This is a genomic window from Scatolibacter rhodanostii, from assembly GCF_900197595.1.
Taxonomy (GTDB): domain Bacteria; phylum Bacillota; class Clostridia; order Oscillospirales; family Acutalibacteraceae; genus Scatolibacter; species Scatolibacter rhodanostii.
In genome coordinates this window covers 551,176-564,447 of sequence record NZ_FZLO01000001.1, presented here as the reverse complement: position 1 = coordinate 564,447, position 13,272 = coordinate 551,176, and the positions used below count along the sequence as shown (strand labels likewise).

General features: G+C 39.0%; 10 protein-coding genes. 1 reads left to right on the top strand and 9 read right to left on the bottom strand.

Annotation, left to right across the window (positions count from 1 at the left end; translation table 11 throughout):
* Nucleotides 1-3 precede the first annotated feature (3 nt).
* The 9 genes from mutS to hrcA all read right to left on the bottom strand — a co-directional run bounded on the left by mutS (nt 4) and on the right by hrcA (nt 12,353).
* Nucleotides 4-2,613 carry a DNA mismatch repair protein MutS gene (gene mutS / locus CS931_RS02515; RefSeq protein ID WP_099204178.1) on the bottom strand — a complete coding sequence of 870 codons (2,610 nt, stop codon included), beginning with the start codon at nt 2,611-2,613 and terminating at the stop codon, nt 4-6.
* A gap of 30 nt (nt 2,614-2,643) precedes the next feature.
* A complete protein-coding gene (locus tag CS931_RS02510) occupies nt 2,644-3,069 on the bottom strand; it encodes a YlbF/YmcA family competence regulator (RefSeq protein WP_099204177.1) in 426 nt (141 codons plus the stop codon).
* Between the two features lie 28 nt (nt 3,070-3,097).
* Nucleotides 3,098-4,507, bottom strand: a complete 1,410-nt coding sequence (miaB, locus tag CS931_RS02505) for a tRNA (N6-isopentenyl adenosine(37)-C2)-methylthiotransferase MiaB (protein WP_242964878.1) — start codon at nt 4,505-4,507, stop codon at nt 3,098-3,100.
* A gap of 294 nt (nt 4,508-4,801) precedes the next feature.
* Nucleotides 4,802-7,021 carry an SF1B family DNA helicase RecD2 gene (gene recD2 / locus CS931_RS02500; RefSeq protein WP_099204176.1) on the bottom strand — a complete coding sequence of 740 codons (2,220 nt, stop codon included), beginning with the start codon at nt 7,019-7,021 and terminating at the stop codon, nt 4,802-4,804.
* Between the two features lie 115 nt (nt 7,022-7,136).
* Nucleotides 7,137-7,469 (bottom strand): hypothetical protein, encoded by a 333-nt coding sequence (locus CS931_RS02495; protein WP_099204175.1) that lies wholly within the window; start codon nt 7,467-7,469, stop codon nt 7,137-7,139.
* Between the two features lie 118 nt (nt 7,470-7,587).
* Nucleotides 7,588-8,724, bottom strand: coding sequence for a molecular chaperone DnaJ (dnaJ, locus tag CS931_RS02490; RefSeq protein WP_099204174.1), 1,137 nt, complete (start codon nt 8,722-8,724; stop codon nt 7,588-7,590).
* Nucleotides 8,725-8,797: 73 nt separating this feature from the next.
* Complete coding sequence (gene dnaK, locus CS931_RS02485) at nt 8,798-10,630, bottom strand: molecular chaperone DnaK (RefSeq protein WP_099204173.1); 1,833 nt, start codon at nt 10,628-10,630, stop codon at nt 8,798-8,800.
* Between the two features lie 87 nt (nt 10,631-10,717).
* The gene (grpE, locus tag CS931_RS02480) at nt 10,718-11,296 is read right to left on the bottom strand and encodes a nucleotide exchange factor GrpE (RefSeq protein ID WP_242964877.1); all 579 of its coding nucleotides are present in this window, start codon (nt 11,294-11,296) and stop codon (nt 10,718-10,720) included.
* Between the two features lie 31 nt (nt 11,297-11,327).
* Nucleotides 11,328-12,353, bottom strand: a complete 1,026-nt coding sequence (gene hrcA, locus CS931_RS02475) for a heat-inducible transcriptional repressor HrcA (RefSeq protein WP_099204171.1) — start codon at nt 12,351-12,353, stop codon at nt 11,328-11,330.
* A gap of 279 nt (nt 12,354-12,632) precedes the next feature.
* Between hrcA and CS931_RS02470 the strand changes: the two genes are divergently transcribed.
* A complete protein-coding gene (locus CS931_RS02470; protein WP_143826221.1) occupies nt 12,633-13,265 on the top strand; it encodes a DUF4854 domain-containing protein in 633 nt (210 codons plus the stop codon).
* Nucleotides 13,266-13,272 lie beyond the last annotated feature (7 nt).

The following is a 13,272-nucleotide window of genomic DNA, read 5'->3' as shown; positions in this document are numbered from 1 at the left end:
ACTTTACTTTAACATACTGACAAGTTCAAATAATTGATTCATACACTCAATGGGAGTAAGTGAATTCACATCGATTGATTGTAATTTTTGCAAGACTTCACCGTCAGCTGTTTCCATTGTCAGCTGAACAGGTTCATCGCTAAATCGATTTTCGTGACTGCGATGAGAAAGAGACATTTCACCATTTTCAAGTTCAGAGAGAACCTCTTTGGCTCGTTTAATCACCTTTTCGGGTACACCTGCTAGTTTTGCTACTTCAATTCCATAGCTGTCATCAGCAGGGCCACGAATAATTCTGCGCAAAAAGGTGATATCGTCACCGCGTTTTTTGACAGCAATATTAAAATTCTTTACACCTGAAAGTTGACTTTCCATATCTGTTAATTCATGATAATGGGTAGCAAAAAGTGTCTTCGCTCCCACATTTTTCTTGTGATGAACATATTCTAGTACCGATTTGGCAATACTCATTCCATCAAAAGTCGACGTACCACGGCCAATCTCATCAAATATTAATAAGCTGTTTGCCGTGGCATTTTTCAGAATATCAGCTACCTCTGACATTTCAATCATAAAAGTAGATTGACCTGCTGAAAGATCATCAGAGGCACCCACACGAGTAAAAATCTTGTCGATGATTCCAATTTCTGCAACAGTTGCCGGAACAAAGCAACCTATCTGTGCCATAATTGTTATGATAGCTACCTGGCGCATAAATGTAGATTTGCCCGCCATATTGGGTCCGGTGATAATCGCCACTCGATTTTCATTCATATCCATATTAACATCATTTGGTACAAAAGGCTCGTCCTTTAAGAGCCTTTCGACAACAGGGTGTCGGCTGTCTTTCAAATATAATTTACCGCTCATGTTAATTACAGGGCGAGTATAATCATATCTCATCGAAATAAAAGCAAAGGAAGCGAGCACATCTAATACACCAATTGCTTTAGCCGTTGCCTGCACTCTGTTTAACTCGCCGGCAATCGTCTGCCGAACAGTTTCAAACAACTCACTTTCTATTTTTACAGAGCGATCCTGAGCACCTAGGATACGATTCTCAATATCCTTAAGTTCCTGTGTAATATAACGTTCTCCAGAAGAAATGGTTTGCTTGCGAATATAATGCTCTGGTACTAAGTTTTTATAAGAATTGGATACTTCTATGTAATAACCAAATACACGATTATAGCCAATTTTCAGCTTTGGTATGCCGGTTTTGGCCTTCTCATTTGCTTCAATGCCGGCAATTAAATCATGTCCGCCATTCATATCTGCCCGCACAAGATCCAGTTCAGCGTTGTAGCCAGTTTTAATAATGCCGCCTTCTCGAATGGTAAAAGGTGGCTCTTCTACAATGGCGCTTTCGATTAAGCCACAGATATCCACCAAAGAATCCATTTGATTGTTTAGGTTCTTCAGCAATGTAGAGTCACAGTTGCCGATTATCTTTTTTAGTGCAGGTACTTTTGAGGCAGTTGCGGCCAAAGAACGCAGTTCTCTCCCGTTAGCAGAACCATAGACAATTCGAGTCATAATTCGTTCTAAATCAAAAACACCTGTTAACGTTTCTCTGATTTGATCTAGCAAAGGCATGTTTTTATAGAGTTCTTCTACTGCATTTTGGCGCAGTGTAATTTTAGCAGGGCTAAGCAGAGGAGCTTCTACCCATGTTTTTATAAGCCTTTTTCCCATAGCAGTTTGTGTTTTATCAAGTACCCATAGAAGTGAACCGCGCTTTTCTTTATTGCGCATGGTTTCTGTCAGTTCAAGGTTTCGTCTGGCATTAATATCAAGAGACATGACAATCTGATTGGCGTAATGCAAATCTTGCAAACTCTCGGTACCACTGATTTGAGTGCGCTTTAAATAGGTAATAAGCGCACTCAAAGACAGCAAAATCATGGGCTTATCTGCCAAGGCGAGTTCATCCGTTGTTTTATGAAAATGTGTTTGTATGGCTATGTCTGCAGTAGATAAATTATATTCTTCAAAATCCATACACTCAACTGAAGCATCTAGACGCTCTCTAATAAAATCTGACAGTCCTGTTAAATCAGTGGTTTGTGGATTAAATAAAATCTCACTTGGTCTATAACGAGACATTTCATTGATAATTTGGTATTCAAGCTCTGCTTTATTTTTTGCAAAAAGTTGGTTAACCTGAAGCTCACCGGTCGAAACATCCGCAAAACAAATCCCTACCTGCATTTTCTCAAAATAAAGGGAGCAAATATAGTTATTTTTGTTTTCATCAAGCATACTATTTTCTAAAATGGTACCGGGGGTTATGACACGAATAACATCACGTTGTACAAGTCCTTTAGCTTTTTTTGGGTCTTCAACTTGTTCGCAAATTGCTACCTTATAGCCTTTGGCAACCAGTTTGGCAATATAGCCCTCTGCGCTGTGATAAGGTACACCACACATCGGCGCCCGCTCATTTTGACCGCAATCTTTGCCGGTCAGTGTTATTTCAAGTTCTTTAGAAACCGTTTTGGCATCGTTGAAAAACATCTCATAAAAGTCACCCAAACGAAAAAACAGAATCGTATTTGGATGCTTTTCTTTCATTTCAAGATATTGCCGCATCATCGGGGAATAGTCAGCCATATCTTCACTCCCTATATTCAAATTCGATTTTTAGCGGCATCCACTGCAACCTGCACATCCGCCTGAGCTACAAGAGCCACAGGTGGAATTCTCGTAATCATCATCATATCCATCCGGATCATTTCCATCGGCACAGCCGGAGATAATACCGTTCATGTATTTAACCATTTTATCAAATTCATCTTTTGTAGCATTGTATTCTTTCATTTTTTCGTTTGCAAGCAACGCATCCAAAATTTTCTGATGTTCTTCTGTCAATGCTACAATTTTGTCTTCGTCACGCTCTTCTTTTTGTGCCTCATTGTGTACGGCCAGTCTTTTTAAATTCAATTCGCCCAGTAAATTTTGAATTTCTTCGTCCTCTTCACAGGCACGCTCTAACATCTGTAATTTAATATACAATTCATCGTTCTGAATGTTTTTTCCAAGTTCTTTTGTACTTTCAATAATATTCATAATAGCTCCTTTCAGGGATACTCCCTTGTCAATCTGAAAGCTTCCCTTTCAGCACATAATTTTTGGCTTCTGTTATAGTCACTTCGGCAAAATTGCCGATTAACTCGTCTTCACCGGGGAAATCAACAATCATATTTCCTGCGGTTCTACCAGATAAAAGGCCTGTTTTCTCTACTTTGTTTTCTACCAATACCATCTCTTTTTTTCCAACCATATCCCCACATCGTGCAGCAGAGATACTTTCCTGCAAATCTAAAAGTTCTTGAAACCAAACTGTTTTCTCTTTATAGGAAACGGGATCTGGCATTTTGGCAGCAGGAGTACCATCGCGGCTTGAGAAAATAAACGTAAAGAGCGATGTATAGCCCACTTCTTCAATCAAAGTTAGCGTATCTTTAAACTCTTCATAGGTTTCCCCAGGAAAACCCACAATGACATCTGATGTGAAACTGATATCTGGCATCACTTTTCGGGCATATTGAACGAGAGAAAGATATTTTTCTCTGTTATAATGGCGGTTCATAGCCTTGAGAACTCTGTCATTACCAGATTGAAACGGAAGATGGATATAATGAGGAATATGACGGCTTTTTGCAATCACGTCATATAACTCTGGTGTAGCATCTTTTGGGTGAGAGGTCATGAAACGAATGCGATAATCACCATCAATACTGTCTAAGCGTTCCAGTAGTTTTGCAAAATTGATTTCTTCTTCCAGCCCTTTACCATAGGAGTTTACATTTTGTCCTAACAAGGTGATTTCTTTATACCCTGCCTCTACCAGTTCCTTAAATTCACGATAAATATCATCTGATTTACGGCTTTTCTCACGTCCACGTACATGCGGAACAATGCAGTATGTGCAAAAATTATCACAACCATACATCAATGTAACCCAAGCTTTGAACTTGCCGTCTCGGCGAACCGGCAAACCTTCATAGATTTCTTTCTGTTCATGGCCTCGCATAAACACACGCTTCGATTCTGTTACCGTTTTATAAAGCATTTCCGGCAATTGGTGCAAAACGTGGGTTCCAAAAACAATGCTGACAAAAGGAAATGACTTTTTCATCTTTTCAGCTATCTTTTCTTGCTCCATCATACAACCGCAAACAGCAATCAAAACAGATGGATTTCGGGCTTTGATATGTTTAAGAGCGCCTACGTTACCAAAAATTCTGTCTTCAGCATGTTCTCGGATTGCACATGTATTAAAAAGAATAAAATCTGCTTCTTCTTGATTCTCTGTGAAAGAAAATCCCATTTCAAAAAGCATGCCTTTGATTTTTTCTCCATCAGCTACATTTTGCTGACAGCCATATGTTCGTACAAATGCAAGAGGAGTCTCCCCTCTTTTACGGATATTCATAATTTCTGCCACGTCAGCCGAAAAAGCTGCTTGCCGTGAAAGCTCGGCTACCGCCGTTGTTTCTGTCAAAATGTCAACTCCTTTATTATGTATAAGAACAAATATCGTGTTTGTTTATTGTTAAAAAAAGACTTCAATTGCGAATCACTGGGCGGTATAGATTTTGATTAAGTTCGAACAGTTCTTTGTGTCAACGATAGCTCAATCTTCCTTAGCTAATTTGAATTTTAAGCTTCTTGTTGAACGTCATCATTATACCATACCTACCTGTTTTTTTCAAGAAAAGCAGTCGGTAATAGTTTGCGTTACAAAAAGTAGAGCGTTAATAAATGTACCGTAAACTTGTAATCTCTCGTATCGGTATTATAAGCTATCGGAGTGATTCTCTTTCAAAAAACGAACCAGGCCAGTATATCGTTTTGTTCTCTTGTTATTCTGAACCATTCTAGCAATGGTTTCATATTGTCCCACTAAAATGACTAGATTTTTTGCACGGGTAATAGCGGTATAAAGCAGATTTCGATAGGAAAGATTTGACACTGTCCCAAGCACAGGAATAATAACAGCTGAAAACTCATTTCCTTGACTTTTATGTACCGTTACTGCGTAAGCTAGCTCCAGTTCTGAACCGGCGTGTTCAAAATCATAAGTAACAAATTTATCATCTATTAATACTTTGAGGGTTGCAGCTGGTTTATCAATCTCTACAATAATACCCATATCTCCGTTGAATACACCTTCGCCTTGTGTGCCATCTTCACGCGCCCAAGGCAGTTGGTAATTATTGCGTACTTGCATAACTTTGTCACCTAGGCGATAGAGTTCTCCCCCAATTTTTATTTCATTTTTCTCCTTGGCTTTTGGATTTACAGCTTCTCTTAGTGTTTTGTTGAGTTCGTATGTGCCAAGTTCCCCTTTACGCCCTGGACATAGGACCTGTATATCTGTCACAGGAGAATAATGATAACTCTTGGGAAGCCGGTTTGCGCATAAAGATACGATAACATCTGCCGCTGCCAATTTGTCTTCATACGGCATAAAGAAAAAATCATTGTCTCTCGCTCGTAGAACAGGCATTTCACCTTCTACAATTCGATGCGCGTTAGTCACAATTAAACTCTGCATAGATTGACGGAAAATTTCTTTTAGCTGTACGGTGGCAAAAAGAGCGGAATCAATTAAATCTTTTAATATATTGCCTTCTCCAACAGAGGGAAGCTGGTCACTGTCACCAACAAAAATAACACGACAAGAAAGTGGCAAGGCTCGCAATACACTTTCAAATACATAAGAATCTACCATAGAAAGCTCATCGATAACCAAACAATCACATTCTAAGGGGTCTCTTTCGCTTTTCTTGAATACAGGACGATCTTTTTCATCCCATTCCACCTGTAATAAACGGTGGATAGTCTTCGCTTCTTCTCCTGTTAATTCACTCATTCGTTTTGCAGCTCTTCCTGTAGGGGCAGCTAGCAAGACGGTTTCACCTTTTTCTTTTAGAATTTGAATAATAGCATTTAGCGTGGTTGTCTTTCCTGTGCCAGGGCCTCCCGTCAAAATCAAAACGCCTTTTTCCATAGCAAGGCGAATAGCTTGTCTCTGTGTTTCGGCATATTCAATACGGTTATCTTCTTCAATGTGCGCAATTTCTTCGTCTATATCAAGAATTGCCTGTGCGGGATATTTCAGCATTAATTTCATACGCTCTGCAATATAAGTTTCGCATTGATGCTGTTTGGGTAAAAAAAGATAATCTATTCCTTCAAAATTTTCATTAATAAGTTGGAATTCTTCGCAAAGTATGTAGATAGCATCTTGTACTTGCGAAAGCTCAACACCCAGCATATGTTGAGCGGTTAAACACAATTTATCGGCAGGTAAACAGGTATGGCCATTATTCAAATTGTGTCGCAGTACATATTGTACGCCTGCTTTCACTCTATCCATATTATCAGCCGAGCGTTCCATTTCTTCTGCAATGGAGTCTGCGATATTAAAACTGATTGCTAACTCTTCAGAACACATGCAATAGGGGTCTTCTCGAATACAATTTAATGAGTCGTCACCAAACATTTTCCATATAGCAATCGTTTGTTCCGGCTTGACGCCGTAGGTACCAAGGTAAGTCATTAGTTCCCTGATTCCATATACTTGTTTCATCTCTTCGCTGATTTGAAGGGCCTTTTTCTTAGTAATGCCTCGAACCTGTGTAAGACGCTCGGGTTCATTTTCAATGACGTCCAAAGCCTGATTGCCAAAAAGTTCTATAATGCGATTAGCCGTTGTGCTTCCAATACCCTTTATTGCACCTGATGACAAGTATTTAAGCATTGCTTCTGTAGTAGCAGGGCGTGCATGTTCAAATGCTGTGGCTTTGAATTGCTCACCATAACTTAGATGATTCGTCCATGTTCCATATACATGGAGTTCTTCTCCCTCGCTGGCATAAGGAAGAGAGCCGACAACTGTAATCAGCTCTTCTCCCGTATTCATCTCTAACACGGTATATTGATTTTTATCATTTCGGTATACTACCCGTTCAACTGAACCGGTTAATTCAAAAAGCTTTTCTTCTGCCATTTTTTCTCCTGCCTAAAATTTAAAAGACCTTTTTATATACATAATTTAAGAAATGAATGCGAACGCTTGTGTTAACAAGAAGTTTGTCTGAATTGCTCATTTTACATGAAACAATTTATTTAATGCTATTATACCTTAAATTCTCTAAATTTGAAACGGTCAAAAAAGGAAATTCAACAGAAAGATAGTTACAAAGCACGTTAATTTCTTCATCATCGTTTTCATTAATACAAATAAGTTTACAGGGTTTTCGTAAACGCATCCACTTCATTCGACTAGCCGCACTGCGAATGAGATATTCACAGTCGTCGATTCTCTTAGGATGAACCATTAGCACAAAATCTCCCGTGTCGTCTGGTTCTAATACCCAAAAAATAAGACGGCGAAATACTTCTATAAACCCTAAGAGCAGTAAAATAAGTATAACAAGAGTAAGACCAGTTTCCATATTTTTCACCTCTATGTTTTTTTCTATTCTATGAAAACACATGGTGTGGTGATAGTTTATTTCTCAGATAAATAGAAAACTGTCATGTGAAGGGATATCACTTGACAGTTTTCTTTATTTATTCGCCAAACATTTCTTTGATTTTGGTAAAGAATTTCTTCTTTTTTTGATAATTTTTATCGTCACTTGTGTTATCAAATTCTTGCAAAATTTCTTGTTGGCGCTTAGAAAGGTTTTTAGGAATTTCAACCGTTACTTTTACATATTGATCGCCACGTAACCGTCCATGTACACTTTGAATGCCTCTACCTTTAAGTTTAAAAGTATCGCCTGGTTGCGCACCAGAATGAATTGTATACTTCACCTTGCCATCTAGGGTGGGCACAGTTACTTCACAGCCTAAAGCTGCTTGTGTAAAGGTGATTGGCATGTCGCACCAAACGTCGTTTCCTCGACGCTCAAAAATAGCATGAGGTCTGACAGAAATTGCAACCAGTAAATCTCCAGAAGGGCCACCGTTAGAACCGGCATTTCCCTTTCCGCTCACTCTCAGCATCTGATCGTCATCGATACCGGCAGGGATAGAAACCTTAAGAGGTTTTTTCGAACGAATTTTACCTGTACCATTGCAAGTAGAACAAGGTGTTTCAATCGTTTTACCTTTACCTTGACAACTAGAACAAGTCTGACTAGACTGCACAACGCCAAAAGGTGTTCTTTGGTTGATTCTTACTTGGCCTGTTCCATTACAAGCCGAACAAGGCTTGGGAGAAGTTCCAGCCGCTGCACCACTACCGTGACAATCATGACAATTTTCAATTTGCTGATAGTTAATCTCTTTCTCACAGCCTTTAGCAGCTTCTTCAAAAGAAATAGCAATTCTGCTTTGAACATCACTGCCTCTTCGTGGTGCGTTTGGATTAGAACGTCTTCCGCCACCACCGAAAAAGCCTTCAAAAATATCACTGAAGTCAAATCCCATGCCACCAAATGGATCACCGCCACCTGCGCCGCCACCAAAATTGGGATCTACGCCGGCATGACCAAATTGGTCATATCTTGATTTTTTATCAGCATCAGAAAGAACTTCATAAGCCTCGTTTGCTTCTTTAAATTTTGTTTCTGCTTCCTTGTTGTCAGGATTTAGATCTGGGTGATATTGCTTTGCCAGCTTTCGATAAGCTTTTTTAATTTCATCGTCTGAGGCACCTTTTGATACACCAAGTACCTCATAAAAATCTCTCTTTTCAGCCATTGCTTCACTCCTAAAAGTGCAAGGACAGTGTTCTGCCCCTGCACTTTGATTCGATTTTTATGCCAACACTATCTTATTCAACGTCCTTGAAATCTGCGTCATAAACTTCGCCCTCAGCTGGAGGAACCTGACCGCCTGCCTGAGATGGGTCAACGCCGGGCTGTCCTTCAGGAGCACTTGCTTTGTAAAGCTTTTCGCTGACAGCATAAACAGATTTTTGCAATTCTTCCATAGAAGTTTTAATGGCTTCTACATCTGTTCCACTGATTTTTTCTTTCAAGGCAGCAACTTTGCTATTAATCTCAGTTTTATCGGCTTCATCAATCTTGTCACCGCTATCTGTGATTAGTTTTTCAGCTGTATAGCAAAGATTTTCTGCGTTATTCTTCGTATCAACCTCTTCACGACGCTTTTTATCTTCTTCAGCAAACTGCTCGGCAGCTTTGATAGCAGCATCAATATCATCTTTGTTCATGTTAGTGCTAGAAGTGATTGTGACATGCTGTTCTTTGCCTGTTCCCAAATCTTTAGCAGAAACATTAACGATACCGTTTGCGTCGATATCAAAAGTAACTTCAATCTGCGGAATGCCTCTAGGAGCAGGAGCAATGCCGTCTAATTTGAATAAACCAAGCTGCTTATTATCTCTTGCAAATTCACGTTCACCCTGCAGTACGTTAACTTCTACCTGTGTTTGACCATCAGCAGCAGTGGAGAAAATTTGGCTTTTCTTGCTTGGGATAGTAGTGTTTCTCTCAATAATTTTAGTCATGACACCACCCATGGTTTCAACACCAAGGGACAATGGTGTAACGTCAAGAAGAAGAAGTCCTTGTACTTCGCCACCCAAAACACCGGCCTGAATAGCTGCGCCAATAGCGACACATTCATCAGGGTTAATGCCTTTGAAGGGTTCTTTGCCGATAAAGTTCTTAACAGCATCCTGAACGGCTGGAATACGAGAAGAACCACCAACAAGCAACACTTTATTAATCTCATTAATGCTTAAACCAGAGTCTTTCAATGCTTGGCGAACAGGAGCCATGGTGCCTTCAACTAAATCAGCAGTTAGTTCATTGAATTTAGCTCTTGTAAGGCTCATTTCAAGGTGTTTAGGTCCAGTAGCATCAGCTGTAATAAAAGGAAGATTGATATCAGCTGTAGTCATGCCTGAAAGGTCAATCTTAGCTTTTTCTGCAGCTTCTTTAATACGCTGCATAGCCATTTTATCAGCACTTAAATCGACACCTTGTGTCATTTTAAAAGTGGAAACGATGTGGTCCATTACACGTTTGTCAAAGTCGTCGCCGCCCAAACGGTTGTTACCGGCTGTTGCCAAAACTTCTTGCACACCGTCACCCATTTCAATAATGGAAACGTCGAATGTACCGCCGCCTAAATCGTAGACCATCACTTTTTGCTCAGCATCTTTGTCAACACCATAAGAGAGCGCGGCAGCAGTAGGCTCATTGATAATTCTTTTAACATCTAAACCAGCAATTTTACCAGCATCTTTAGTAGCTTGACGCTGTGCATCTGTGAAATAAGCAGGAACTGTAATAACAGCACTGGTAACAGCTTCGCCTAAATAAGCTTCGGCATCTGCTTTTAGCTTTTGCAGAATCATGGCAGAAATTTCTTGAGGAGTATAGGTGGTATCATCTACTGTAACTTTAAAAGCAGTACCCATTTCTCTTTTAATAGAAGAAATTGTCTTTTCAGGATTTGTAATTGCCTGACGTTTTGCAATATGCCCAACCATTCTTTCGCTATTCTTTCCAAATGCTACAACAGAAGGGGTTGTTCTTGCACCTTCAGCGTTGGCTACAACGACAGGCTCGCCGCCTTCGATAACTGCAACGCACGAATTTGTAGTACCTAAGTCAATTCCAATTGTTTTTGCCATAAAAATCATTCCTTTTCTATTTCTATAAAATTAAAAATACTATTTCTAAAATAGGATTATTGATCCCTTTTATACATATTATTTACTTTAGTTTGCCACTTGAACCATAGCATGGCGGATAATTTTATCTTCATTTAAAATGTAACCCTTTTGTAGAATTTCAGCGATTACATTTTCACCCAACTCGTCATTTTCAATATGAGAAACTGCATTATGCAATTCTGGATCAAATGATTCTCCCTTTTCTCCAATTGGCTTTACACCCAATGATTCAAAAGATGACTTAAATTGATTAGCAATCATTTCAAGTCCTTTGAGTAGGCTTTCTGCTGTAGCTTGTTCTTGCGCTAAAGCTCTGTCTACATTGTCGTAGACCGGCAAAATGGCACTGACAGTATCAGCCAAAGCATTGTTGTATGCTTGCAATTTTTCTGTTTGACTACGTTTTCTAAAATTATCGTATTCTGCACAAACTCTTAACAGCTTATCGTTTAGTACTTCATAATCTGCCTGTAGTTTTTCAAGCTCTACTTTTTCAGGAGATTTCTTCTCTTTCTTTTTCTTTCCTTTTTCTTTTGAATGTTCAGATATCGTTTCAGCTTCTTGATTGTTTTCAAGTGTAACCTCAGTTTCTTCAACTGATTGTACTTCCTTTTCTTGCTCCAAGATTCTGACCCCTTTCCTTCTATTTTATCACTTATTCTGTGTAGGTTAGCATTGTCAAGATTTCGCCGACCTGTGCAGAAGTGTATTCAACTGCTGCTATTAATTTGGGATAATTCATTCTTAAAGGGCCTAGCACGGCTATGGCACCTGTATCATGACCTCCTACAGCATATCGTGATACCACCAAGGATGTTTCGGTAAGTGCACTTTGCTGTAGTTCATGCCCAATGCTGACACTAGCTCGTTCTGACTCGTTTTGCAGAAGTGGAGCTAACTTTTCTTCATGTTGAAGATAGTCTACAATGACTCTAATTTCTCCCTGTTCAAAATCAGGATAAAATAAAAGATTCATCTGTCCATCTACAAAAATTTCTGCTTTTGCTGTCTTTTGAGCAGCATTCAGTAAAGCCACCATAGCAGCTCCTGTTAATATTGAAAGTTCTTTCATGGATGCTGCCAATGTTTGAATAAAAGGCATCGTAATGCTGATGATTGGAACACCAGACAGCTTTTCGTTAAAGGCACGGAATAAAACTCTTGTGATGTCTGCTGTTAAATCAAAATCGCAATGAAAAATTTCACTCTTGACCGTTCCGGCAGAACTCATCAAAATTAGCATGGCGCTTCGTCTTGCAATTTGAACAAACTGAACTGCTCGGATTTTTGCGGACCGCCCTCCTGAAGTGGAGACAATCGAAATACTTTTTGAGAAAACAGAAAGCACTCGTGCAGCACCTTTTAAAAGCCTTTCCATGTCATATGCTTCATTTAAAAGAGCTGAATCAAGAAATTTTTTATCTTTTTCAGAAAGGACATAGGGCTCTGTCAAGTGATTTACATATTCACGATAACCTGTCTGAGAGGGAATTCTGCCTGCTGAAGTATGCGGTTGACTAAGCAGACCCATTTCAATCAGCTCTGCCATTTCGTTGCGAACTGTTGCCGATGAAACACCGATTTCTTCAGCTATTACCTTAGAACCAACAGGTTCTCCTCCAGAAACAAACTCAGAAACAATGCAGGAAAGAATCTTTCTCTTACGATCTGTCAACTGCATATCCTTCACCTCTGTTTCGGTTTTAGCACTCTAAGAGTTCGAGTGCTAAAACCTTGCTATAAATGTACCACTTTGGTCAGAATAAGTCAATATATATTTTGTAAATTGTTTATGAATCGTATTTTTTTATTTTTTATGATTATATTCGTATTACTGGGTAAAATAACTTTGAACATATCGGAAATAGGCAAAATATGCAATTACATTTTTTGTTCTTTTTCTTCTTGTTATCCTTATTATTAGCAATATTTTTGAAATATAAAAAGGAGTCTTAATGCAATGAAAAAAATCCTATCATTATTGATATGCGGTTTGATGGTTACCGCTTTACTCTCAAGTTGTAAAAGAACGCTACCGGGAGAAAGTAGCAGTTCGATGCCACCTGAAGTTGCTCCTATATCGGAAGCGCCTATTGAACAAGAACCCGAAGTACCAAAAGAAATTGTGCCTGAATCTTCTGCGCCTATTATCATTGAACCAACGCCTGAAACTCCTAGCTCTCCTCCACCAGAAGAAATTCCTGAAGAAGTGCCTAGCGAAGAACCTATTGAATCTTCAGATGAATCAAATCAATTGATTCTAGAACAAGTTGTAAGCTTTTCTAAAGAAAATAAAAGCTATACTTCATCAGTAGAAAGCCTTAAAAAGTTAGGGATTGAAATGAGTGTTCTTGCTCGAGATGGTTATCTGGTTTTTTCTTATTTTTTGCCCTCCATTGCGTTAGATGACAATGTTAGCGAAATTTTTAAAGAGACGGCTCGAAAAACTGCAGAATCACAAATTGATTCCAAAGAAGCCTTTTTTGATAAATTCTTAGACCAGATGAGTACTTTAGGAATTGAAAACCCTACTATTTTGTGTGAGTTTTTAGACAAAAACAATAATGTGTTTTTTGAAAAGGAAATCACTTAATAAATTA